The 24,399-nt window shown below is 64.9% G+C and carries 16 protein-coding genes; 12 read left to right on the top strand and 4 right to left on the bottom strand.

What is annotated here, in order from left to right; genetic code table 11:
- Nucleotides 1-15 precede the first annotated feature (15 nt).
- Complete coding sequence (locus HDE78_RS08235) at nt 16-1,290, bottom strand: efflux RND transporter periplasmic adaptor subunit (protein ID WP_179478112.1); 1,275 nt, start codon at nt 1,288-1,290, stop codon at nt 16-18.
- Between the two features lie 433 nt (nt 1,291-1,723).
- Between HDE78_RS08235 and rpoH the strand changes: the two genes are divergently transcribed.
- The 7 genes from rpoH to HDE78_RS08200 all read left to right on the top strand — a co-directional run bounded on the left by rpoH (nt 1,724) and on the right by HDE78_RS08200 (nt 11,413).
- Nucleotides 1,724-2,581 (top strand): RNA polymerase sigma factor RpoH, encoded by an 858-nt coding sequence (gene rpoH / locus HDE78_RS08230; protein WP_179478110.1) that lies wholly within the window; start codon nt 1,724-1,726, stop codon nt 2,579-2,581.
- Between the two features lie 89 nt (nt 2,582-2,670).
- Nucleotides 2,671-3,351: a response regulator transcription factor gene (locus HDE78_RS08225; RefSeq protein WP_179478108.1), complete on the top strand. Its 681-nt coding sequence runs from the start codon at nt 2,671-2,673 to the stop codon at nt 3,349-3,351.
- On the top strand, nt 3,344-4,714 hold the full coding sequence (locus HDE78_RS08220; protein ID WP_179478106.1) for a HAMP domain-containing sensor histidine kinase: 1,371 nt from the start codon (nt 3,344-3,346) through the stop codon (nt 4,712-4,714). The genes HDE78_RS08225 and HDE78_RS08220 overlap by 8 nt, the downstream gene beginning before the upstream one ends.
- 155 nt (nt 4,715-4,869) lie before the next feature.
- Nucleotides 4,870-8,076, top strand: a complete 3,207-nt coding sequence (locus HDE78_RS08215) for an efflux RND transporter permease subunit (protein ID WP_179478104.1) — start codon at nt 4,870-4,872, stop codon at nt 8,074-8,076.
- Nucleotides 8,069-9,280, top strand: coding sequence for an efflux RND transporter periplasmic adaptor subunit (locus HDE78_RS08210; protein WP_218862164.1), 1,212 nt, complete (start codon nt 8,069-8,071; stop codon nt 9,278-9,280). The genes HDE78_RS08215 and HDE78_RS08210 overlap by 8 nt, the downstream gene beginning before the upstream one ends.
- Complete coding sequence (locus tag HDE78_RS08205) at nt 9,267-10,751, top strand: efflux transporter outer membrane subunit (protein WP_255457705.1); 1,485 nt, start codon at nt 9,267-9,269, stop codon at nt 10,749-10,751. Before HDE78_RS08210 ends, HDE78_RS08205 begins: the two co-directional genes overlap by 14 nt.
- 266 nt (nt 10,752-11,017) lie before the next feature.
- Nucleotides 11,018-11,413, top strand: coding sequence for a hypothetical protein (locus HDE78_RS08200; RefSeq protein WP_179478100.1), 396 nt, complete (start codon nt 11,018-11,020; stop codon nt 11,411-11,413).
- 113 nt (nt 11,414-11,526) lie between these two features.
- Here the strand turns inward: HDE78_RS08200 and HDE78_RS08195 are convergent, their stop codons facing one another.
- Together HDE78_RS08195 and HDE78_RS08190 are read right to left on the bottom strand one after the other, a co-directional pair.
- Nucleotides 11,527-12,918, bottom strand: coding sequence for a S41 family peptidase (locus HDE78_RS08195; protein WP_179478098.1), 1,392 nt, complete (start codon nt 12,916-12,918; stop codon nt 11,527-11,529).
- Nucleotides 12,919-13,077: 159 nt separating this feature from the next.
- Nucleotides 13,078-14,334, bottom strand: a complete 1,257-nt coding sequence (locus HDE78_RS08190; RefSeq protein WP_179478096.1) for a peptidoglycan DD-metalloendopeptidase family protein — start codon at nt 14,332-14,334, stop codon at nt 13,078-13,080.
- Nucleotides 14,335-14,654: 320 nt separating this feature from the next.
- Here HDE78_RS08190 and gltB point away from each other — a divergent pair, with 320 nt between their 5' ends.
- Together gltB and HDE78_RS08180 are read left to right on the top strand one after the other, a co-directional pair.
- Nucleotides 14,655-19,109: a glutamate synthase large subunit gene (gltB, locus tag HDE78_RS08185; RefSeq protein ID WP_179478094.1), complete on the top strand. Its 4,455-nt coding sequence runs from the start codon at nt 14,655-14,657 to the stop codon at nt 19,107-19,109.
- Complete coding sequence (locus tag HDE78_RS08180) at nt 19,106-20,545, top strand: glutamate synthase subunit beta (protein WP_179478092.1); 1,440 nt, start codon at nt 19,106-19,108, stop codon at nt 20,543-20,545. Before gltB ends, HDE78_RS08180 begins: the two co-directional genes overlap by 4 nt.
- 21 nt (nt 20,546-20,566) lie before the next feature.
- Here HDE78_RS08180 and HDE78_RS08175 read toward each other — a convergent pair whose 3' ends face one another.
- Entirely contained in the window at nt 20,567-21,331 is a 765-nt protein-coding gene (locus tag HDE78_RS08175; protein WP_218862162.1) for a methyltransferase domain-containing protein, read from the bottom strand.
- Between the two features lie 77 nt (nt 21,332-21,408).
- On the opposite strand from HDE78_RS08175, the gene HDE78_RS08170 reads away from it, so the two are divergent.
- Genes HDE78_RS08170 through HDE78_RS08160 form a run of 3 tightly spaced genes read left to right on the top strand, consistent with a single transcriptional unit; the run spans nt 21,409 to nt 24,320 of the window.
- Nucleotides 21,409-22,242, top strand: a complete 834-nt coding sequence (locus HDE78_RS08170; RefSeq protein ID WP_179478088.1) for a helix-turn-helix transcriptional regulator — start codon at nt 21,409-21,411, stop codon at nt 22,240-22,242.
- Between the two features lie 4 nt (nt 22,243-22,246).
- On the top strand, nt 22,247-23,485 hold the full coding sequence (locus tag HDE78_RS08165) for a spore maturation protein (protein ID WP_179478086.1): 1,239 nt from the start codon (nt 22,247-22,249) through the stop codon (nt 23,483-23,485).
- Nucleotides 23,486-23,519: 34 nt separating this feature from the next.
- Complete coding sequence (locus HDE78_RS08160; protein ID WP_179478084.1) at nt 23,520-24,320, top strand: NRDE family protein; 801 nt, start codon at nt 23,520-23,522, stop codon at nt 24,318-24,320.
- Nucleotides 24,321-24,399: the final 79 nt, after the last annotated feature.

Below are 24,399 nucleotides of genomic sequence, written 5' to 3'. Positions count from 1 at the left end.
TCGCCTGCCTGCCGGTTACGAGGCGCTATCGGCGGAGGCGGTAGCGTGTTTGCGCCTGCCGTGGGGCGGCTGCGCGCTGCTGGCAGCGGCGGCCGGCGCGTCGGTGCTGCCGGCGGCGGCCGGGTTGGCCGACTTCTTCGCCGAGGCGACCTTGATCTTGGCGCCGTCGCTGAGCCGATCCATGCCGTCGGTCACCACCTGCTGGCCGGCGGAAAGGCCGGAAAGAATCACGGTGTTTTTGCCGTCGCTCGGTCCCTGGGTGATCTTGTGTACCGAGACGGTGTTGTCGCTGCCGACCAGATAGACGTAATCGCCCGGTGCACCGCTTTGCACCGCCGGCGTCGGCACCAGCACCGCGTTCTGCAGCGTATCCACCAGCAGCTTCACGTTGACGAACTCGTTCGGGAACAGCGCTTCGTCGTCATTGGCGAAGGTGGCGCGCAGATTTACCGTACCGGTGCCCGTCGCCATCTGATTGCCCAGCGCGTACAGCGAGCCGGTGGCGATCTGCTTGGTATTGTCGCTGTCGTACGCGGTGACCGGCAGCGCGGCGTTGGCACCTTTGAAACGCGCCAGCACCTTGCTCAGCGAGTTCTGCGGCACGGTGAACTGCACCGTGGTCGGCTTCATCGTAGTGATGGTGACAATGCCCGGCGAGGTCGACTGTGTGACGTAATTGCCCGGATCCACCAGGCGCAGGCCCACGCGTCCGGCAACCGGCGCGGTGATATGGCAATAGGCCAGGTCCAGATCGTATTGCGCAATGCTGGCGCGATCGGCCTGTACGGCGGCCTCGTCCTGCTGCACGGTGAATTTCTGATCGTTATAGGTCTGCTCGGCAATCGACTTCTGCTCGTGCAGCTGGGTGTAGCGGGCGAGATCGGAGCGTGCCTGGGCCAGCGTGGCCTGATCTTTCGCCAGCGTCGCCTGCGCCTGCTGCTTGCTGATTTCATACTGACGCGGATCGATTTGCGCCAGGAACTGGCCCTTGCTCACGTCCTGGCCTTCCTGATAGCCGACGGCCGTGAGGTAGCCGCTGAGCTGCGGCAGCACGTTGACCGTCGCGGTCGGCGTCACCGTGCCCAGTTCGCTGAGGGTCTCCGGCATGCTGCCGAGCGTTGCCGTCGCCACGCTGACGACCTGGGCCGGCGTGCCGACGCGCGCCTTTTTGCCGTTGAGCAGGTGAAAAATCACGACAATCACGAGGACGACGACCACCAGGATCGCGATCCACAATCCGCGTCGTTTGCGAGGGGGATGGCCGGCTGCTGCGGGGGGCGGGGCGGTCATACGCGTGCTGCCTGGTATGGGTGTGTCATAGCTAAAGCGCTTTCACTCATCAAAACAGCGTCATCCTGGACGGCGCGGAGCCGTCATCCGTGTTCTATCGACAGAGTAGCGTCACAGGAAGAGTTTGAACGGCTTAATGCCGATTCGGTTGACACATCAACGACATGCCATGCCCGACGGCCATGCTCGCAACCGGGACGCACGTGGGTGAATTGCCGCACTAGCGCTATCTACACATCTAGAGGTTCATGCTGCAGGTGCAGCAAGGCCAGGCTCGGGCATCGTGGATTGGCACTTGCTTCATGCCTGCGATATGGACTTGCCAGAGCATTTGTTGTACCATCTAGTACATTAAAGGCCGAGAACTTGTGCGGCCTTTGGCACTCATAGATGGCGAGTGCTAAATTGACACGTAGTTTTGGAGGTTCGACCCATGTCTCAATCTTTGGTGACCGCCAGCCTGCCACTGCCGAGCGTCGTTGGCAGCCTGGATGCGTACATTTCGGCCGTTCACCGCATTCCGGTGTTGACGGTGGAAGAGGAACAGTCGCTGTCGCGCGATTATCTCGAAGAGGCCAACCTGGCTTCGGCGAAAAAGCTGGTCATGTCGCACCTGCGCTTTGTGGTGCATGTGGCGCGCGGCTACAGCGGCTACGGCCTGCAGTTGGCCGATCTGATCCAGGAAGGCAATATCGGCCTGATGAAGGCGGTCAAGCGCTTCGATCCGGATCAGGGCGTGCGCCTGGTGAGTTTTGCCGTGCACTGGATCCGCGCCGAAATGCACGAGTTCATCCTGAAGAACTGGCGCATCGTGAAGGTGGCCACGACCAAGGCGCAGCGCAAGCTGTTCTTCAACCTGCGCAAGAGCAAGAAGCGCTTGGGCTGGATGAATGCCGCCGAGGTGAGCTCGGTAGCGAAGGATCTGGGTGTGCCCGAGGCGACTGTGCGCGAGATGGAGTCGCGCCTGTCCGGCCGCGATATCGGCTTTGAAGCGCCGACCGATGCCGACGACGACGCCAAGCCGGCACCGGCTGCGTTCCTGATCGACGAAGGCGCCGATCCGTATGAGAACGTGTCCGACGCCGACCACGCCGACAACCAGATGCAGAACCTGACCGACGCGCTGGCGCACCTGGACGAGCGTTCGCGTCATATCGTCCAGCGCCGCTGGCTCGACGACGACAAGGCCACGCTGCAGGATCTGGCCGACGAGTACGGCGTGTCCGCCGAGCGCATTCGTCAGGTCGAAGCCAACGCGATGAAGAAGATGCGCACCCTGTTTGCCGCCTGAGCACTGGCGCATCGTTGACCACGAACGGCCTCCTTCGGGAGGCCGTTTCGTTATGCTAGCGGCTGCCCTTCCTGCATAGATCCACATCGATGCCGCGCATTCTGGTGATCGAAGACGACGACGTGACCGCCCGCGAAATTGCCGCGGAGCTGACCGGTCACGGCATCGACGTCGATCGCATCGCCGACGGCAGCGAGGGGCTGCTGCGCGCGGCCGACCCCTGCTACGACGCGATCACGCTGGACATGATGCTGCCCGGCATGGACGGCCTGAGCGTGGTTACGCGCCTGCGCGCGCAGGGCGTGGCGACGCCGGTGCTGATGATCAGCGCGCTGTGCGACGTGGACGAGCGCGTGCGCGGCCTGCGCGCCGGCGGCGACGATTACCTGACCAAGCCGTTTGCGCCTGATGAGATGCTGGCGCGTGTCGAAGTACTGTTGCGCCGGCACCGGCCGCAGTCGCCGCAGACCGTGCTGACGGTGGCCGATCTCGAGCTGGATCTGGTGCGCCACGTGGCGCGTCGTGCCGGCAAGGAACTGTCGCTGCTGCCGACCGAGTTCAAGCTGCTCGAATTCCTGATGCGTAACGCCGGGCAGGTGCTGACCCGCACGATGATCTTCGAAACCGTATGGGGTTTTCATTTCGACCCCGGCACTAATCTGATCGATGTGCATATCGGCCGGCTGCGCCGCAAAATCGATACTGCAGGGCTGGCGCCGCTGATCCACACCGTGCGCGGCTCGGGGTACTGCCTTGCGCAGAATGACTGAACGATGGCGCTCCACTACGGCGCGCCTGATCATGATCTACGGCGTCTTTTTTGCGCTGTGGGGCGGCGTGGTGATCGGCCTGATCTACTGGCAGGCGGCCAGCTATCTGGGCCGCGTATCGGATGAGCTGATCGGTCGCCAGGCGGCGTATTTTTCGATGCTCGACGAGCCGACGCGCCTGCGCGCGCTGAAGGACTACGACACCCTCGAAACGCGGCGACTCAACGCCTGGGGCGAGTTCGACGCGCGCGGAAATTACCTTTCCGGCACGATCACGGCGTTGCCATCGCATGTGCCGATCAACGGCGCTGTAGCCTTGCTGCCCGAAGGCGTTTCGCGCAACGACGTCAGTGGTAACGACCACGGCCGCGTGCGCGCGGCGGCCGTGCGTTTGCGCGACGGCCGCGTGCTGATGATTACGCGCGACACCAGTATCGTCGACCGTATCGGCACCATCGTTCTGCAGGCCCTGCTGTGGGGGCTTTCGCTCACTGTCATACCCGGTTTTCTCGGCGGCTGGCTGCTCAGCCGCGGGCCGTGGCGCCGGGTGCATGCCATCCGCGAGGCGACGCTGCCGATCATGCAGGGCAACCTGTCCCAGCGTCTGCCGGTCGGTCGCCGCGGCGACGAGCTGGACATGCTGGCCGGCATCGTCAATGCGATGCTCGACGAAATCGAACGCCTGCTCGGCGAAGTCAAAGGCGTGTGCGACAACATCGCGCACGATCTGCGCACACCGCTGACCCGGCTGCGTTCACGGCTGTACCGTCTGCAGCAGCAGTTCGGCGAAGGCAGCGAGGAGGCGGCGGCCATCGACGCCTGCATGATCGATACCGACGCGCTGCTCGATCGTTTTCGGGCGCTGCTGCGTATCTCCGAACTGGAAAACCAGCGCCGCCGCATCGGCTTCGGCGAGGTCGATCTGGCCGAAATTCTGCGTGAGGTGCACGCGCTGTATCTGCCGCTGGCGGAGGATCGCGGCCAACAGCTGGCGCTGGAGCTGCCGGTGCTTCCGCTCATCCATGCGGATCGGCATCTGCTGCTGGAGGCATTGAGCAACCTGGTCGCCAACGCGATCAAGTTCACCCCCTCCGGCGGCCGGGTGGAAATCCGCGCACGGCCGGCCGATGATGGCCCGTGGGTCGATGTCGTCGACAGCGGGCCGGGCATTCCGCCGGATCAGCGCGATGCGGTGATTCGTCGCTTCTACCGCACCGAAAGCAGCCGCAGCACCCCCGGCTCGGGGCTGGGATTGAGCATCGTCAGCGCGATCGCGCGGCTGCACGGCTACACGCTGGAAATCGCCGGCAGCGACCGGGGCGCTCAGCTGAGCCTGCACTGCCGCGCGGCTCGGGCGGTATAAGAGCCTGTTCACGATCTCCGCGTGCCGAGTCGGCAAGGGCCATTCGTAACGCTTTTCGCACCGTCGCATGAAAATATCTTCATGCCCGGAATCGCGGTGGAAAAGGCGCCTCGTGGCAAAATTCGCTGCTACGCAACATTTCCGCGGGATACTCCATGCAGGCCCTCGTCCGGATCGCGCTGTCGCGACCCTACACCTTCGTCGTTCTGGCGCTGTTGATCCTGATCATCGGCCCGCTGTCGGCGATGCGCACGCCGACCGACATTTTTCCGGACATCAACATCCCGGTGATCGCGGTGGTATGGCAGTACACCGGCCTGCCGCCGGACCAGATGGAAGGCCGAATCACCTCGCCGTACGAGCGCGTGCTGACCACCACGGTCAATGACGTCGAGCACATCGAGTCCAAGTCGATCGCCGGCTTCGGCATCGTCAAGATCTTTTTCCAGCCGACCGTCAACGTGGCCACGGCCAACGCGCAGGTTACCGCCGTATCGCAGACGCTGCTGCGTCAGCTGCCCGCCGGCACCAATCCGCCGCTGATTCTCAACTACAGCGCATCGACCGTGCCGATCATCCAGCTGGCGCTGTCGGGCAAGGGCCTGAGCGAACAGAACCTGGGCGATCTGGCGCTCAACATCCTGCGTCCGCAGCTGGTGTCGGTGGCTGGTGCGGCGGTGCCCTATCCCTACGGCGGCAAGACCCGTCAGGTGCAGATCGACGTCGATCCGTCCGCGCTGCAGGCGCGAGGACTGTCGGCCAACGATGTAGCCAACGCGCTTGCGGCGCAGAACCTGATCACCCCGGTGGGCACGCAGAAGATCGGCGATTTCGAATACACGCTGCAGCTCAACAACGCGCCCGACGAGCTGCAGGGGCTGGCCGACCTGCCGGTCAAGACCGTCAACGGCACCACCATCTATATCCGCGACGTGGCGCACGTGCTCGACGGCGCGCCGCCGCAAACCAATATCGTGCACGTCGACGGCGGCCGCTCGGTGCTGATGAGCGTGCTGAAGAACGGTTCGGCCTCGACGCTGGCCATCGTCGCCGGTATTCGGCAGCGGCTGGAAGATGCCAAGGCGACGCTGCCGGACAACCTCAAGATCGCGCCGATCGGCGATCAGTCGATCTTCGTGCGCGCCGCGATCTCCGGCGTCGCGCGCGAGGGCATCATCGCCGCGGCGTTGACCAGCCTGATGATTCTGCTGTTCCTCGGCAGCTGGCGCTCGACGGTGATCATTGCGGTGTCGATTCCGCTGGCGATTCTCTCCTCCATCGCGGCGCTGTCGGCCATCGGCGAAACGCTGAACATCATGACCCTGGGCGGTCTGGCGCTGGCGGTGGGCATCCTGGTCGACGATGCCACCGTGACCATCGAAAACATCAACTGGCATCTGGAGCAGGGCAAGCAGGTCGAGCAGTCGATCCTCGATGGCGCCCAGCAGATCGTCACGCCGGCCTTCGTGTCGCTGCTGTGCATCTGCATCGTGTTCGTGCCGATGTTCTTTCTCGAAGGCGTGGCGCGCTTCCTGTTCGTGCCGATGGCCGAGTCGGTGATCTTCGCCATGATCGCCTCGTTCATCCTGTCGCGCACCCTGGTGCCGACGATGGCCAAATACTTGTTGCATCCGCACGTCGATGCCGACGGCAAACACGAAGAGGTCAAGCCGACGCGCAATCCGCTGGTGCGCTTCCAGCGCGCGTTCGAAGCCCGCTTCGAAAAGGTACGCGCCAGCTACCACGGCCTGCTGGCGCTGGCGATGGAGCATCGGCGCCTGTTCGTGACCGGTTTCATGGTCTTTGTGGTGCTGTCGTTCGCACTGGTGCCGACGCTGGGCCGCAACTTCTTTCCCGATGTGGACGCAGGCCAGATCCTGATGCACGTGCGCGCACCGGTCGGCACGCGCCTGGAGCAGAGCGCGCAGCTGTTCGCGCAGATCCAGCGCAGCGTCAAGCGCATCATCCCCGCCGAGGAGCTGGGCACAGTGGTCGACAACATCGGCCTGTCGAACTCCGGTATCAACAACACGTACAACAACACCGGCACCATCGGCGAGCAGGACGGCGATATTCAGATCGCGCTGAATGAGGGACACCACCCGACCGCCGACTACGTACGCCAGATGCGCGAGAAACTGCCGCACGAGTTCCCGGGCGTGACGTTCTCCTTTCCGCCGGCCGATATCGTCAGCCAGATCCTGAACTTCGGTTCGCCGGCACCGATTGCGTTGCAGATCCGCGGCCCGAAACTGCCGGCCAACTTCAAGTACGCCGACACGCTGCTGCGCGAGATCAAGCGGATCCCCGGCATCGCCGATGCGCGCATCCAGGAGTCGCAGGCAAGCCCCGGCTTCAAGATCGACATGGATCGCACGCAGGCACAACTGCTCGGCATTACCGCGCGCGACGTCACCAACAGTCTGGTGGTGAATCTGGCCGGCTCCAGCCAGGTGGCACCGACGTTCTGGCTCAATCCGCAAAACGACATCTCCTATCCGATCGTGCTGCAGACGCCGCAATATTCGCTCGATTCCCTGGCCTCGCTGCGCAACCTGTCGATCACCGGCAGCAACGGCAATTCGCAGGTGCTCGGCGGCCTCGCCACGGTAAGCCGGCAGGCCACCAACGCAGTCGTCGATCAGTACAACATTCAGCCGGTGGTGCAGATCTTCGCCACCACCCAGGATCGCGACCTCGGCGGCGTCTCGGCCGATATCCAGAAAGTCATCGCCGCGCACGACAAGGAGCTGCCCAAAGGCTCGCACGTCGAGCTGCTCGGTCAGGTCAAGACAATGAACAGCGCGTTTTCCGGCCTGCTGTTCGGCCTGCTCGGCGCGCTGGTGCTGATCTACTTGCTGATCGTGGTGAACTTCCAGTCGTGGGCCGATCCGTTCGTCATCATTACCGCCTTGCCTGCGGCGCTGGCTGGCATCATCTGGATGTTGTTCGTCACGCATACCGCGCTGTCGGTGCCGGCGCTCACCGGTGCCATCATGTGCATGGGCGTGGCGACGGCCAACTCGATTTTGGTGGTGAGCTTCTGTCGCGAGCGCCTGCACGATCACGGCAATGCGCTGGATGCGGCACTGGAAGGCGGTTTTGTGCGCTTCCGCCCGGTGCTGATGACGGCGCTGGCGATGATCATCGGCATGGCGCCCATGGCGCTCGGCCTCGGCGAGGGCGGCGAACAGAACGCGCCGCTCGGTCGCGCGGTGATCGGCGGCCTGATTTTCGCGACAACCGCGACCCTCCTTTTCGTGCCCGTGGTGTTCAGCATGATCCACGCGCGCTATGTCCATAAACCCGATCCCCACAAACCCGATCCGGCGCCAGCTTCCGGAGAGCCTGCCCATGTCTGATACAAGCCGGTCCGAGTCGAACTCAACCTTTCCCACGCCCAAGCCGCCGTCGCGTCGAGGGGTTCGCATAGCCGGCGTGATCGCGCTGGTGGTGATCGTCGTCGTCGTGATTCTCGGCCTCGCTACGCGCGTGTTCGAAGCCAAGCATTTAAAGACCTGGACCGACGAGCAGAACGTGCCGACCGTGAACGTCGCCGCGCCCGAGCAAAAGGGTGCCGGTGCACCGCTGCAGCTGCCCGGCCGCATCGAGGCGTATACGCAGGCGCCGATGTATGCGCGCACCGGCGGTTACCTCAAGTCGTGGAAGGTCGATATCGGCGGCAAGGTCAAGGCCGGCCAACTGCTCGCCGAGATCGAAACGCCCGATCTGGATCAGCAGCTGCTGCAGGCCAAGGCCGACCTGGCCAGCGCGCAGGCGAACGAGTCGCTGGCGGCAACGACCGCCAAACGCTGGCAGGCGATGCTGGCCTCCGATTCGGTAGCCAAGCAGGAGGTGGACGAAAAAACCGGCGATTACACCGCCAAGCGTGCGCTGGCCAATGCGGCCAAGGCCAATGTCGATCGCATCGAGGCGACCAAGGGCTACGCGCGCATCGTGGCGCCATTCGACGGCGTGGTCACCGCGCGCAATACCGACGTCGGCGCATTGATCAACGAAGGCAGCAGCGGCGGCGGTCAGCCGCTGTTCGTGGTGTCCGACGTCAGCAAACTGCGCGTTTACGTCCAGGTGCCGCAGGCTTTTGTGCCATCCATTCCGGCTGGCGCCACCGCGCAGTTGACCGTACCGGAATATCCAGGTCGCACGTTTACGGCCAAGGTCGACGCGTCGGCGCAGGCGGTCAACGCCAGCTCGGGCAGCACCTTGCTGCAGCTGTCGGTCGACAACGCCGACGGCAAGCTGATGCCGGGCAGTTTCACCAACGTGCAGTTCAAGCTCGATGCCAATGCGGCCGGCCTGCGCGTGCCGGCCAGCGCGCTGATCTTCAATGCCAGCGGTCTGCATCTGGCGACGGTGGGTAGCGACAACAAAGTCACCTTCAAGACGGTGACGATCCAGCACGACTACGGCAAGACTGTGGAAATCGGTTCGGGCATCAGCGCCAACGATCGCGTAATCGACAGTCCGCCCGATGGGCTGGTCGATGGCGACCAGGTGAAGATTGCCCAGCCGCAGGCCAAGGACAAGCCCGATGCCAAAGCCTGAGATGTCGGGCCGCAACCGCACCGTGCGTTCGGCCGTGGCTTTGCGCTGCCTGCCGCTGGCGATTGTCGTGGCGTTGGCCGGCTGCTCGCTGGCGCCGCCATACAAAACCCCGGCCGTGCCCGTTGCGCCGTCTTACCGGAACGCACCTGCCGACAGCGGCATGTGGCAGGCCGCGCAGCCGTCCGATCAGCTGCCGCGCGATCGCTGGTGGCAGCTGTATCACGATGCCCAGCTCGATCGGCTGCAGCAGCGCCTGCTGGCCAGCAATGCCGACATCGCCGCCGCGCTGGCGCATTACCGCCAGGCACAGGCGTTCGATCTGCAGTCGCGCTCGGCGCTGTTTCCCACCGTCAGCACGAATGCCAACGGTCAGCGCGATCGCGAGTCGGATACCAAGCCGCTGCGCGGCGCCACCTCGCCGGCGGACTACAACTCGTTCACTGTCGGCGCCGAAGCCGATTACGAGCTGGATCTGTGGGGCCGCATCCGCAACACGGTCGAGGCGAGCAAGGCCGAGACGCTGGCATCGGCCGCCGACCTGGCCTCGGCTCAGCTGAGCCTGCAGGCGCAGCTCGCCGACAATTACATCCAGCTGCGCGGTCTCGATCAGCAGATAGCCCTGTTCCAGCAAAGCATCGATGCCTATCAGAAAGCGCTGAAACTGACCCAGAACCTGCACACCGGCGGCATCGTGTCGGGGCTGGACGTGGCGCGTGCGCAGTCGCAGCTTTCCACGGCAAAATCGCTGTGGTCGCAGGCGCAGGCGCAGCGCGCGCTGATCCAGGACGCCATCGCAGTATTGGTCGGCGAATCGGCCAGCACGTTCGAGCTTGCCTCACAGACCGACACCATCGACCTGCCGCCGGTGCCGACCGGCGTGCCGAGCACCTTGCTGCAGCGTCGTCCGGATATCGCCGCGGCCGAACGCCGCGTGGCCGAAGCGAACGCGCGTATCGGCATTGCGCGCGCCGCCTATTTCCCGTCGCTGACGCTCAGCGCACAGGGCGGTTTCCAGAGCGCGCAATATCCGGGTCTGCTCACTGCGCCCAATCATTTCTGGGCCATCGGCCCGTCGCTGTTCGAGACGATTTTCGACGGCGGCAAGCGCAAGGCTGGCGTGCGTGCGGCCAAGGCGGCCACCGATGAAGCCGGCGCGCGTTATCGTAGCGTGGCGCTCAATGCGTTCGCACAAGTCGAGGACAACCTCGCCCAGATCGATCATATCGGCGTCGCCCGCACCGATCAGAAAAACGCTGCCGACGCGGCGCAGCACTCGGTCGATCTGTCGATGGACCGCTACAAAGAGGGCGCCGTCGGCTATCTCGACGTGGTGCAGGCTCAGACCACCGCACTCGATGCCCAGCGCAGTCTGCTCGGACTCAACACCAACCAGCTGCGCGCCAGCGTACAGCTGATCAAGGCGCTGGGCGGCGGCTGGTCGACGGATCGGCTGTCCACCGTCACGCATTAAGGTTCATGATGCACGTCGAGTCTTGTGGTCGCGATGCGATCGTTCAGGCCGACATGCATGACTGCGGGTGAAAGTATCGGGTAGGGCCTCAAGCGGCATGCCTTTTGCATGGTTCTTTTGCATGATTCCAGAGCGTCGCCGTGCCCGGATCGGACGTTGCCGTTATCTTTCGGGATCCACCGGGGCTTGCGGTCGACGATTTGCCGATTGGACCGCAAACCAAGCAGGCAGCGTCATGAATTTCTTGCCAGGAATAGATTCCATCCATGTCTGAGCACAAACCGCCTTCAAAAAAAACGGCTAGCCGGGTCGACTGGAGCGAGCCGCATCTTGAGGCGTTGCTGAAAAAGACCGAAGGCTGGCTGTTGGACAACCGCGGGAGCTTTTTGCCGCAGGACATTGAAGTCCGGATAGGCTGGGTCGACACCATGACCAGCAGCAGCGTCGACAGCGCCCGACCAGGCTCGCTGGTGTGGGAGCATGATCAGGTGATGGTGATCGAGACGAATTTCACGATCGAGCAGGGTGAGCTTATTCGTATCGAAAGAATGGCGGGCGCGAGCGTGCAAACGGTGTGCGGCACCTTGATCGAAAGTCGGCCTGGCAAGCGAGTCAACGATGTCGAAAAAGGTATCCATCTTCATTGGGTGAATATGCGCTGATTCGTCGCCTGGATCGCCATCCGGCAATCAGACGATGGGGAGACAGCCGCCGGTCGAAAGATTCGGTTGGGCCGATGCGGTACGGTCGTTCGGACCGATGCTCGGCCGATACCTCAGCGATGCGAGCTCGCCCCTCGTCCCAGCGCAATACCCTTCAATACGTTGAGCGCCTGCGACAGCGCATAGTCGCCGGTGGCGAGTTTGGCGTCGTCGGCGCTGCCGTCGTCATTGATGTCGTCGCCGGCGTTCTTGTTCTCGTTGGCCAGATGGTTGGGCAGATCGGATTCGGAATTGATCAGCGCGGCCGGGCTGTCGGCCTTCTTCACGGTGAGATCGGCCAGCGCGATATCCGGCTTGATGCCTTCGGCCTGAATCGAGGTGCCGTTGGGCGTGTAGTAGCGCGCCGTGGTGATCTTGACTGCATGATCGGCGTCCAGCGGCAATACGGTCTGCACCACGCCCTTGCCGAAGGTGCGCTGGCCCATCAGCAGCGCGCGATGGTTGTCCTTCAGCGCGCCGGAAACGATTTCCGCAGCCGAGGCGGTGCCGTTGTTGGTGAGCACGATCATCGGCGCGCCGTTGAGCAGATCGCCCGGATGCGCGCTGAAACTCATATTGGAATCCTGCAGCCGGCCGCGCGTGCTGACGATCACACCGCTGTCGAGGAAGTCGTCGCTGACCGCTACCGCGGCCGTGAGCAGGCCGCCGGGATTGTTGCGCAGGTCGAGCACGGCGCCTTTCTGCGGGCCGTTTTTCTTGATCAGTTCGCCCAGCTTCTTGTCGAGATCTTCGCCGGTATCGTCCTGGAACTGGCTGATGCGGATGTACGCATAGCCAGGCTCCAGCTCGCGCACCTTGGCGCTGCTGACCGCGATGTTTTCGCGCACCAGGTGCAGATCGATCAGCTTGTCGCTCTTCGCATGCACGATGGTCAGCTCGATCTTGCTGCCGGGCTTGCCGCGCAGCTTGGCGTACATGTCGTCGATGTTTTCCGAGTTGATCACGGTGCCGTCGATCTTGACGATGGTGTCGCCGGCCTGGATACCGGCGCGCGAGGCTGGCGTGTCATCGATCGGCGAGACGATGCGCAGCACGTCGCCGTCCTGCAGCACCTCGATGCCGAGGCCGCTGTACTGGCCGGTGGTATCCTCGTTGAGCTGGGCCAGGCCGTCCTTGTCGAGGTATTCGCTGTGCGGATCGAGTCCGCTGAGCATGCCGGTGATCGCCGCCTTCATCAGCGTCTTGTTGTCGACCTTTTCTACGTACGCCTGTTTCACCACCTCGTAGACGCGGCTGAAGTTGCGAATGTCGTCGAGATCGACCTGGTCGGCACCGGCGGAGCTGGCGCTGGCCGGCGTCGCCGCGGTGCTGGCCGATGCCGGAATGTCGGCAGGCGCGACGCTGGACGAGGCGGCGGGCGCGGTCTGCGACTGCGCAAACGGTAGCGCGAGCAGCAGCGGCAGTGAGGTCAGCAGAGCGATCTGGCGGCGAAGCGGACGACGCATGGAATGACTTCCTGTAACCATTAACGATGAAGCGAGGGGACACCGCGCCGTAGCGCGACGAAGGGGGTTGGAGGACGGTACCGCCAGGCGTGTGACAACCGAATGCCGGCGTAATTCATCCTCCGCACGATGCTAGCCTGCGTCGCCATGCCGGCGGCGTCAACGGCGCTGGCTCAGCCAACTGCGCGGGTCCACCGGCTGGTTGTCGCGGCGCAGTTCGAAGTACACGCCGGTATTGACGCCGGTGGTCGGGCTGGCGGTGCCGATCGCGGCGTCCGCTTCGACCTGATCGCCGACGCCGTGCAGCAGGGTTTCGTTGTTACCGTACATGCTGAGCCAGCCGTTGCCGTGGTTGACGATCAGCAGCATGCCGTAGCCGCGCAGAAAGCCGGCGTAGATCACCTTGCCGCGCGCCACCGCGTGCACTTCGCTGCCGCCGGCCGCCTTGATCAGCACGCCGTTGCCGAAGGTATTGACCACACCCGCGGCCGGCCATGGCAGATTGCCGCGGATATTGGCGCTGGCCTTGCCGACGTCGATCGGCGGTGGCGGTGCGTTCTTGCCCGGGTGGTTGCGGCGTGCCGCTTCGCGCGCGACGGCGGCCTGCGCCTGGGCTTCGCGCGCGGCATCGTCGATGGCTTTCTGCAGCTTGGCGACCAGTTCGTTCAACGCCTGCGCGTTCTGCTTCAGTGCGGCCAGCTTCTGCGCCTGATCCTTGTATTGCGCGTCGGTGTCGGCCGCCAGCTTCTGCTGGGCGAGGCGCTGCTGCGCCAGCGTCTTGGCCTGCTGCTGGCGCCGATCGCGGGTGGCCTCCAGCGACTGCTGCTCGGCGGTGATGGCGGTCTGTAGTTCCTGCAGCTTGGCCAGGTCGGCCATCAGCTGCTGTACGCGCTGCACGCGATCCTGCTGGAAATACTTCGAATACATCAGTGCGCGGGAAATCTGCGCCACGTCCTCATCGCCCAGCAGCAGGCGCAGGTCCGAACCCTGGCCCAGCGCGTAGGTGGCGCGCAGCAGTTCGCCGATCGCCGCGTGCTGGCTGTCCAGACTTTGCTTCAGCGTGGCCTGCTGTTGCTGCAGATCATCCAGCTGCCTCTGCTTGGCGGCCAGCTCGGTATCGGTCTGATGCACCGCGCGCGCGGCCGTCGCCAGCGCGGCGGCCTGTTTGGCCAGCTCGGCATTGGCGCTGTCGCGGCGCGCGGCCGTGTCGGCCTGCTGCTTGGCGAGCGCATTCATCTTGGCTTGGATATCGGCCAGCTTTTGCTTGGCGTCCGCCTGCTCGCTGCCGCTCTTGCCATCCTGCCGCGCCTGCGCCGAGGAGGCGACCAGCGCACAGCCCAGCGCGACGGCGACCAGCAGTCCACGGATGAGGGGTTGGGGTGCAAGCGGTCGGGCAAGGCGGGCAGTTGGAGGCATCCGGCAATTATCACCGAGCCGGGGATGTGTAGCGAGCCGCCTGACGAATCGGCGCCGTCAAGCGGGTGTGGCCGTACAGGCCGCACCCGCGAAGGGTTGGCGCTGTTGTTAAACAAACGTAGCAGCGCGCAGGCCGTGCGGGCGGCTGTGGTGCGCAGGCCCGTCGCTTCGGCAACGTGCCGCGGTTGCCGTATGGCCGTCCAAATGCTTTGACGCTTCGCAACAAGTGTGTTTTAGTCGGGGCAACTCCGTTCGCAGCCAAGGCGCTATCACCTCGCCGGCTTCGTGCGCTCAATCATTCCATCTGCCGCGGAGGCCCGATGGCGCAGTCAATCTCCACCACGTTGTACGACCCGGCTTTCGAACACGACAGCTGTGGGTTCGGTCTGGTCGCGCAAGTCGACGGCCACGCCAGCGCGTGGGTGGTCGATACGGCATTCGAAGCGCTGGCCAAACTGTCGCATCGCGGCGGCGTCAACGCCGACGGCATCAGCGGCGACGGTTGCGGTGTACTGATTCATACGCCGGCACCGTGGCTGCGCGCGCTGGCCGAGGAGGCCGGCATTGCGCTGACCGAACGCTTTGCCGCCGGCCTGGTGTTTCTCGATCCTGCCGGCAGCGACGGCAGCGCGGTGCTGGAAAATTATCTGTTCGAAGAAGGCCTCAGCGTGGCCGGCTGGCGCGAGCTGGCGGTCAACGCGGATGCCTGTGGCCCGATGGCGTTTTCGAGTTGCCCGCGCATGCGGCAGGTCTTCGTCAATGTTGCCGACGGCATGGACGACGAAAAGTTCGAGCGTGCGCTGTTTCGCGCCCGGCGTCGCGCCGAAACGGCATTGCAGGACGATCCGTCGTTCTATGTGGTGACGCTCTCCTCGCATGTGATCGGCTACAAGGCGATGGCCGCGCCCGGTCATCTGCGCGAGGTCTTTGCCGATCTTCGCCACCCCGCGCTGGTCAGCGATGCGGTGGTCTTTCATCAGCGCTTTTCCACCAACACCTCGCCGCAGTGGCGTCTGGCGCAGCCGTTTCGTTTGCTGGCGCACAACGGCGAAATCAACACCATTCGCGGCAACCGCCGCTGGATGCAGGCGCGCGAAGCGATCCTGCATTCGCCGCTGGTCGACCTGAGCGACATCGGTCCGCTCGTGCGTCAGATCGGCTCGGATTCGGAGAGCCTGGACAACGCGCTGGAAGTGTTGCTCGCCGGTGGCCTGGACATGCTTACCGCGATGCGCGTGCTGGTGCCGCCGGCCTACGCCGCGCGCGAGGACATGGACGAAGATCTCGCGGCGTTCTACGAGTATTACGCGCTGCACATGGAGCCGTGGGACGGCCCCGCGGGTCTGGTGATGTGCGGCAGTCATTACGCTGCGTGTGCGCTGGATCGCAACGGCCTGCGCCCGGCGCGCTGGGCGCTGTCGGATGACAATCATCTGATCGTGGCTTCCGAAGCCGGTTTGTGGGACATGCCTGCTTCGAAAGTCGTCGGCAAGGGTCGGCTCGGGCCGGGCCAGATGCTGGCAGTGGATTTTCGCGCCGGCAAATTGTTGTTCGACGCCGACATCGACGAGATCAACCGCAAGCGCGCGCCGTTCCAGCAGTGGTTGCGCGAGGGCATCACCTACCTCGAATCCGACCTGATCGATCCCAGTCTGGCGGCCGAGCCGCTGCCGACCAACGAGCTGCATCGTTGGCAGAAGCTTTACGGGCTCACGCGCGAAGAGCGCGAAACCGTGCTCAAGGTGCTCGCCGAAACCGAGGCCGAGCCGACCGGTTCGATGGGCGACGACACGCCGATGGCGGCGATGTCGCGTCAGGTGCGGCCGCTGTTCGATCGTTTCCGCGAAGCCTTTGCGCAGGTCACCAATCCGCCGATCGATCCGCTGCGCGAGCTGCTGGTAATGTCGCTGATGACGCAGATCGGCGCCGAGGGAAACATCTTCGAGCTGTCGGCGAAAAACGCCAAACAGATCCTGCTCAATTCGCCGATCTGCTCGCAGCGCAAGCTGCGTCAGATTCTGGCGCTGCCGCAGTACGTCAACGGCACGGTGCAGGTCGACCTTTGTTACGCACCCAGCGAGGGACTCGAGGCGGCGCTGCGGCGCTTTTGCCGCGAGGCCGAAGCCGGCGTGCGCGGCGGCGCGGGCATCGTCTTCATCACCGATCGCTACCCGAACAAGAAAACCCTGCCGGCGCACGCGCTGCTCGCTGTCGGCGCCATCCATGCGCACCTCACCGAAAGCGGCCTGCGCTGCCAGTGCAACCTGCTGGTCGAGACAGCTACCGCGCGCGACGCGCATCAGTTCGCCTGCCTGATCGGCTTCGGTGCCACCGCGATTTATCCATGGCTCGCATATCAGAGTCTGTTCGAACTCGGCCGCGATGGGCATATCCATCATGGTGACAACAACCAGCGCGAAATCGGCCGCAGCTATCGACGCGGCATTCGCAAAGGCCTGCTGAAAATCCTCTCGAAAATGGGCATCTCCACCGTCGCGGGCTATCGCGGCTCCCAGCTGTTCGAGATCATCGGGCTGGCGCCGGAAGTGGTCGCGCTGTGCTTCCCCGGCACGCCGTCGCGCGTCGGCGGCGCGGGTTTTGCGGAGCTGCAGAACGATCAGCGCCTGCTCGCGGCCGAAGCGTGGAATGAGGCCAAGCCGCTTCACGCCGGCGGACTGTACAAGTTCGTCTACGGCGGCGAGTACCACATGTACAACCCCGACGTGATCGACACCTTGCAGCACGCGGTGCGCACCGGCGAGATGGCCGACTATCGCCGCTATGCGCAGCAGGTCGATTCGCGGCCGCCGTCGGCGCTGCGCGATCTGCTGTTGCCGCACGGCATGGGCGAGCCGATTCCGCTAGACGAGGTCGAACCGGTCGAGGCCATCCTCAAGCGCTTCGACTCCGCCGGCATGTCGCTCGGTGCGCTGTCACCCGAAGCGCACGAGGCGCTCGCCACCGCGATGAATCGCCTCGGCGGCCGCAGCAATTCCGGTGAGGGTGGCGAAGATCCCGCGCGCTACGGCACCGAGCGCATGTCCAAGATCAAGCAGGTGGCCTCGGGCCGCTTCGGCGTTACGCCGACGTACCTGATCAATGCCGAAGTGCTGCAGATCAAGATCGCGCAGGGCGCCAAGCCCGGCGAGGGCGGCCAGCTGCCCGGTCACAAGGTGGATGCGACGATCGCGCGACTGCGCTTCGCCAAGCCCGGCATCGGCTTGATTTCGCCGCCACCGCATCACGACATCTATTCGATCGAGGATCTGGCCCAGCTGATTCACGATCTCAAGGAAGTCAATCCGACCGCGCTGATTTCGGTAAAGCTGGTCTCGCACGCGGGCGTCGGCACCGTCGCCGCCGGCGTGGTGAAAGCGGGCGCAGATCTGATCACCATTTCCGGTCATGACGGCGGCACCGGCGCCAGCCCGCTCACCTCGATCAAGTACGCCGGCACGCCGTGGGAACTGGGCATGGCCGAAGTGCAGCAGACGTTGCGCCGCAACGGCCTGCGTGGCCGCGTGCGACTGCAGACCGACGGTGGCCTGAAGACCGGACTCGACGTGATCAAGGCGGCGATGCTGGGCGCTGAAAGCTACGGTTTCGGCACCGGCCCGATGGTCGCGCTGGGCTGCAAGTACCTACGCATCTGCCATCTGAACAACTGCGCCACCGGCGTGGCCACGCAGAACGAGCGGCTGCGCAAGGATCACTTCATCGGCCTGCCGCAGATGGTGATGAACTACTTCCGCTTCGTCGCCGAGGACGTGCGCCTGCACATGGCTGCGCTGGGTGTGCGCACGCTTGGCGAACTGGTGGGGCGCAGCGATCTGCTGACCCAGGCCGAGGGCAGCACGCCGGTGCAGCGCCAGCTCGATCTGTCGCGGTTGATTTCCAGCGATGGACTCGGCGTCGAGGTGGACAGCGCCTGCGTGATGGCGCGCAACCCGATGCGCGATCCGGCCGCGCTCGCCTCGCGCATCAGCGCCGACGCCGACGAGGCGATCACCAGCGGGTACAGCGCGACCTTCAGTTATGCCATCGCCAATACCGATCGCGCGATCGGTGCGCGGCTGTCGGGCGACATCGCGCGCCTCTACGGCGACCACGGCATGGACGCCACGCCGATCACCCTGAAGCTGGAAGGTGCCGCGGGTCAGAGCCTGGGCGCGTGGAACGCGGGCGGCGTGCAGATCGAACTCACCGGTGAAGCCAACGACGGCGTCGGCAAGGGCATGACCGGCGGACGCATCATCGTGCGGCCACCGCCGGAGTCGCCATTCGCCAGCCAGGACGCCTCGATTCTCGGCAATACCTGCCTGTACGGTGCGACCGGCGGTGAACTGTTTGCGGCCGGCCGCGCGGGCGAACGTTTCGGCGTGCGCAATTCCGGCGCGCTGGCGGTGATCGAAGGCGCCGGCGACCACTGCTGCGAATACATGACCGGCGGCGTGGTGGCCGTGCTCGGCGCGTGCGGTTTGAATTTCGGTGCAGGCATGACCGGCGGCTTCGCCTACGTGCTCGATCTGCAGCGCACGTTCGTCGACTGCTACAACCACGAGCTGGTCGACATCGTGCGCATTTCACCCGAGGGCATGGAGCATTACATGCAGCATCTGCGTGGGCTGATCGCGCAGCATGCCGAACACACCGGCAGCGCCTGGGCCCGACATTTGCTGGGCGATTTCCGCGGCCTGCTGCAGCGCTTCTGGCTGGTCAAGCCGAAAGCGGCCAGCCTGGCCGCCTTGGCCGACGAACTGCGGAGAGCCGCGTGAGCCATAAGCTATTCCGTTTCATGGATCTGCCGCGACAGCCGCCGCGCTACGTGCCGGTGGCCATTCGCGTGCTCGGCTACGGCGAGATCAGCGGCGACTTCGCCTCGACTGAAGCCAGCGCGCAGGCCGGGCGCTGCATCGACTGCGGCAACCCGTATTGCGAAAACACCTGCCCGGTGCACAACTACATTCCGAACTGGCTGAAGCTGGTCGAAGAAGGCCGCCTGTTCGAAGCCGCCACGCTGATGCACGAGACCAATCCGCTGCCGGAAATCTGCGGCCGCGTCTGCCCGCAGGATCGCCTGTGCGAAGGCGCCTGCACGCTGGAGCAGGGCGACTTTGGCGCGGTGACCATCGGCAGCATCGAGCGCTCGATCACCGACGAGGCGTTTCGCCAGGGCTGGCGGCCGGATCTGTCGCACGTGGTCGAAAGCGGTCGTCGTGTCGCGGTCGTCGGTGCCGGGCCCGCCGGGCTGGCCTGCGCCGATCGGCTGCGCCGTGCCGGCATCGCCGCCGACGTGTTCGATCGCCAGCGCGAAATCGGCGGCCTGCTGACGTTCGGCATTCCACCGTTCAAGCTCGACAAGAGCGTGGTGCGCACGCGTCGCGACGTGCTCGAAGGCATGGGCGTGCAGTTTCATCTCGGTGTGGAGATCGGTCGCGATATCGCGTTCGAGCAACTGCTCGCCGACTACGACGCCGTATTCATCGGCACCGGCGCCTATACCTTCGTCGATGGCCAGCTGCCCGGCGCCGAGCTCGACGGCGTGCATTACGCGCTGCCGTTCCTGATCGCCAACGTCGATCGCCTGATCGACGAGCAGCCGGTGCCGGCCGCCCTCGACCTCAACGGCAAGCATGTCGTGGTGCTGGGCGGCGGCGATACCGGCATGGACTGCAACCGCACGGCGATCCGCCTTGGCGCGGCCTCGGTGACCTGTGTCTACCGCCGCGACGAAATGAGCATGCCCGGTTCGCGCCGCGAAGTCGGCTCCAGCCGCGACGAGGGCGTGCAGTTTCTGTTCAATCGCCAACCGACCGCATTGATCGGTGAAGGCAACAAGGTGCGTGCGGTGCAGGTCGTCACCACCGAACTCGTCGACGACGGCAAGGGCGGCGTGCAGCTGCGCAATGTGGAAGGTAGCGAGAAAGAGCTGCCTGCCGACGTGGTGATCCAGGCCTTCGGTTTTCGCGCCAGCCCGCCGGCGTGGTGCGACGCTTACGGCATCGATCGCGATCGCAGTGGCCGTATCCTCGCCGGCCACGAGGGCCGGCTGCCGTTCCAGACCAGCCATCCGAAGGTCTTTGCCGGCGGCGACAACATGCGTGGCGCCGACCTGGTCGTGCGTGCGGTCTACGACGGGCGCGAAGCAGCCGGTTCGATCGCGCAGATGTTCAGTGAGCTGGAGCTGGCGGAAGTCGAATACGCCGTCTGACCGGATGTGGAACGTGCCTGCTCAGGCGATGCTGGCGGTTAAGGTGATCGTGTCGAGCGTGAAACTTCCGTCCGCGGCCACGGCGAAATGCTCGCGCACTTCGGGTGGCGCATGGCGCTGCAGGCTGTGGATGGCGGCAACGTGTTCCGCGGCAGTCTTCGTGCGAGCGACCCAGTCGTCGAAGCGCAGCGGCAGCCGGCGGGGCGTGAGGCTTTCGATGGCAAAGCCGGCCTGCGCCAGTGCGGCGATCCATTCGGTCAAGCGGTAGTTGCGCACGTGAGAAATATCCCGCAACACCTCGATCGCCTGCAGGTAGGTATCGAGCAGGGGGTCCTCCGGCGCGATGACGTCGATGAATACCGCGCGCCCACCGGGCTTCAGCACCCGCCTTGCCTCCCGCAGTCCGTTATCCCGCTGTTGCCAGTGGTGCGTGGTGAAACGCGCAACCACGATATCGAAGCTGGCGTCGTCGAACGGCAGTCGCTCCGCCGGTGCCTGTTGCACCGTGATATTAGTCAGGCCCTGCTCGATCGCGGCGGCCTGCACGGTAGCAAGCATGCTAGCCGTAACGTCGCAAGCCATGACCTGATCGACCAGGGGTGCGGCGCGGTAGCTGACGTGCCCGCCGCCGCAGCCCAGGTCGAGCAGGCGCGCGGGTCGATGGTCTCTCAGCAGGCTTTCGATCTGGTCTAGATCGGCGCCCCGGCGGTGGACTTCGCTGGTCAGGTAATCGTTCGCGCGCGCGCTGTATTGTTCGGCGGCAAAAGAAGGTGGGGATGTGCTCACTATGAAGACCTCCATCGGGTGGTTCCGGGATTCTGCATCCGGCGCGCCGCTGGTGTAAGTTGCGTCATTATCCCGGTATGAAAACTTCCCCTCTCGACACGGCTGACGACGCGCGCCACCTGCTGGGCCGTTTTCTGCGCGCGCGCCGAGAGGCGATGCCATGGAGCGCGGTTGGCGCATCGGCCGTGTCCGCGCGGCGCCGCACGCCGGGTTGGCGCCGCGAGGAAGTCGCCGAGCGCGCCGCCATCAGCACCACCTGGTACACCTGGCTCGAACAGGGGCGCGAGATGTCGCTGTCGGCATCCGCGCTGGCGCGTCTGGCCGATGTATTGCGGCTTTCCAGGGCTGAGCGTGCCTATCTGTTCGAGCTGGCGCGCCGCCGTGATCCGGCACCGCCGTCCATTGCCGACGACACGGCGGCAGCGCCGGCCTTATGCGCCGCCGTCCACGCGATGCGCATGCCGGCCTATCTCCTGGATCGAACCTGGCGCCGCTGCGCCTGCAATCCCGCGGCGGCGGAGCTGTTCGCGCCATGGCTGGCCAGTGGCGAGCCTTGTCTGCTGCGCTACGTGTTTCTCGATCACTCGGCGCGGAATTTCATTCGCGACTGGGACGAGCGCGCGGGTCGCCTGGTGGCCGAATTGCGCGCCGAAAGCGCGCTGTATCCCGACGATGCGGCGCTGGCCGGGCTGATTGCAGCGCTGCAGCGGGACAGCGCCGCCTTCGCCGATTTCTGGAGCCGGCACGGCGTGCTGGCCCGCGAGGGCGGACTACGCACGTTCGACCATCCGCAGCGCGGGCTTGTCTCGTACGAGCAGATCACGTTGGTGCCGTCGTGCAGCCCCGATCACAAGCTCGTGCTTTTGATGGCGGTCGGCGATGTTTCCGGCAACGAACGTCGGCGGCCCTGACCGCATGCTCAACAGACTCTGGTTCGGTTTTTTCCTGGTCGCCGCAGTGGCGGCACTGTCGCGCTGGCTGATCGGTGGCGACGAGACCGTGTTCGCCGCGGTGGTCGGCTCGCTGTTCGACATGGCCGATCTGTCGGTGAAGGTGATGCTGCTGCTGTTCGGCACGCTGGCGCTGTGGCTGGGCTTTCTCAATATCGCCGAGGATGCCGGGCTGGTCGAACGCACGGCACGCATACTGGGTCCGCTGTTTTCGCGCCTGATGCCGGGCGTGCCGCGTGGCCATCCGGCGATTGGATTGATCACAATGAACTTCGCCGCGAACGCGCTGGGTCTGGACAACGCGGCCACGCCGATCGGCCTGCGCGCGATGCGCGAACTGCAGACGATCAACCCGTCGGCGGATACGGCCAGCAACGCGCAGATTCTCTTTCTCGTGCTGAATGCCTCGTCGCTGACACTGCTGCCGGTCACCGTATTCGTCTATCGCGCGCAGGCCGGCGCGCACGACCCGACCCTGGTGTTTCTGCCGATCCTGCTGGCGCACTTTGCGGCCAACCTCACCGGACTGTTGTCGGTCGCCTACATGCAGCGCCTGAAGCTGTGGGACCCGGTGGTGATCGCGTGGCTGGGCGGGGGCGCCTTGTTGCTCGGTGGTTTTATCGCGCTGCTGACCTCGCTCACCGCCATGGCCCTGGCATCGTTCTCGTCGCTGCTGGGCAACCTGATGCTGTTCGGCGTAATCCTCGTGTTTCTGTGCGCCGGTGCGTGGCGACGTGTGCCGCTGTTCGAAAGCTTCATCACCGGCGCAAAGCAGGGCTTCGACGTGGCGAAGGACATCTTGCCGTACATGATCGCGATGCTGTCCGCCGTCGGCGTGCTGCGCGCGTCGGGCGCGCTGGACTTCGTGCTGAACGGCATTCGCTGGCTGGTGCTGCATGCGGGCTTGGATGACCGTTTCGTCGATGCGCTGCCGACTGCCCTGGTCAAGCCGTTTTCCGGCAGCGCGGCGCGCGCGATGCTGATCGAGACGATTCATCACTCCGGCGTGGATAGCTTTCAGGCGCTGCTCGCGGCGGTGATCCAGGGCAGCACGGAGACGACGTTCTACGTGGTCGCCGTGTACTTCGGCGCGGTCGGCATCAAGCGCGTGCGGCACACCATCGGCTGTGCGCTGCTGGCCGATCTGGCCGGCGTGCTGGCGTCGATCGGCGTGTGCTACTGGTTTTTTGGAGCGATCAAATAATGCGGGTGCATGAGTCTGCTGGAGCGCCACGTCCGTGTGCGTAATTGCGCTGGCCTGGAACGCGCATCCACGCTGGCGACTCGTGCTGGCCGGCAATCGCGATGAATTTCATGCGCGGCCCAGCGCGGCGCTGGCGCGCTGGCCTGACGCCGATATCATCGCCGGACGCGATCTGGAAGCCGGCGGCACATGGCTCGGGGTAACGGCCCAGGGCCGCTGCAGCGTGGTCACCAACGTGCGCAATCCCCGCGATGCGCAAACGGGTTTGTCGCGCGGTCTGTTGGTGACGGATTACCTTACCCACTCCGATGACGCCGCCATGCACGCGGCGCGATTGCAGTCGGTGGCGGCGGACTACCGCCCGTTCAATCTGCTGATCTTCGACGCGGATCGGGCGTTTCATATCGGCAACCGTCCGCGGCCAGCCCTGCATGCGTTGAGCGATGGCATACATGGCCTGTCCAACGCCGAGCTTGATACGCCATGGCCGAAAACACGCCGGCTGTGCGTGCGCATGCGGGAGTGGATCGACGCGGATCGTGGTATGACCGATGCCGGAGATGTCACGGCGCTGTTTACGGCGCTTGCCGATGAGGAAATTGCCGCAGATGCCGATCTGCCGGACACCGGTGTCGGCCTCGAACGGGAGCGATGGCTGTCGTCGGCGTTTATCCGCGGCGAGTCGTACGGCACGCGCGCCAGCACGATCGTGGCGATCGGTCACGATGGCCGTGGCGCGATCGTCGAACGTCGCTTCGGCCCGAACGGGCGCTTCGATGGTGAAACGCGGCTGCCCATCGAAGGGCGCCGCCATCACGACGCCGTGTTGAGCTAGCACGCACCGATCGTCGCGTCGCCAGCCTACGCAAGTTGTCGGTGCGTTCGCCTTGGTGTCGCATAGCCTGCGGCCTAGG

The sequence above is a fragment of the Rhodanobacter sp. K2T2 genome (assembly GCF_013408815.1).
Lineage (GTDB): Bacteria > Pseudomonadota > Gammaproteobacteria > Xanthomonadales > Rhodanobacteraceae > Rhodanobacter.
Note: the sequence above shows the minus strand (reverse complement) of the source record. Positions and strands in the feature narration are given on the sequence as shown.

What these genes read in the sequence shown, in the direction of transcription:
- HDE78_RS08235 (WP_179478112.1), bottom strand. Translation starts at nt 1,290, where the DNA reads ATGACCGCCCCGCCCCCCGCAGCAGCCGGCCATCCCCCTCGCAAACGA.
- rpoH (WP_179478110.1), top strand. Translation starts at nt 1,724, where the DNA reads ATGTCTCAATCTTTGGTGACCGCCAGCCTGCCACTGCCGAGCGTCGTT.
- HDE78_RS08225 (WP_179478108.1), top strand. Translation starts at nt 2,671, where the DNA reads ATGCCGCGCATTCTGGTGATCGAAGACGACGACGTGACCGCCCGCGAA.
- HDE78_RS08220 (WP_179478106.1), top strand. Translation starts at nt 3,344, where the DNA reads ATGACTGAACGATGGCGCTCCACTACGGCGCGCCTGATCATGATCTAC.
- HDE78_RS08215 (WP_179478104.1), top strand. Translation starts at nt 4,870, where the DNA reads ATGCAGGCCCTCGTCCGGATCGCGCTGTCGCGACCCTACACCTTCGTC.
- HDE78_RS08210 (WP_218862164.1), top strand. Translation starts at nt 8,069, where the DNA reads ATGTCTGATACAAGCCGGTCCGAGTCGAACTCAACCTTTCCCACGCCC.
- HDE78_RS08205 (WP_255457705.1), top strand. Translation starts at nt 9,267, where the DNA reads ATGCCAAAGCCTGAGATGTCGGGCCGCAACCGCACCGTGCGTTCGGCC.
- HDE78_RS08200 (WP_179478100.1), top strand. Translation starts at nt 11,018, where the DNA reads ATGTCTGAGCACAAACCGCCTTCAAAAAAAACGGCTAGCCGGGTCGAC.
- HDE78_RS08195 (WP_179478098.1), bottom strand. Translation starts at nt 12,918, where the DNA reads ATGCGTCGTCCGCTTCGCCGCCAGATCGCTCTGCTGACCTCACTGCCG.
- HDE78_RS08190 (WP_179478096.1), bottom strand. Translation starts at nt 14,334, where the DNA reads ATGCCTCCAACTGCCCGCCTTGCCCGACCGCTTGCACCCCAACCCCTC.
- gltB (WP_179478094.1), top strand. Translation starts at nt 14,655, where the DNA reads ATGGCGCAGTCAATCTCCACCACGTTGTACGACCCGGCTTTCGAACAC.
- HDE78_RS08170 (WP_179478088.1), top strand. Translation starts at nt 21,409, where the DNA reads ATGAAAACTTCCCCTCTCGACACGGCTGACGACGCGCGCCACCTGCTG.
- HDE78_RS08165 (WP_179478086.1), top strand. Translation starts at nt 22,247, where the DNA reads ATGCTCAACAGACTCTGGTTCGGTTTTTTCCTGGTCGCCGCAGTGGCG.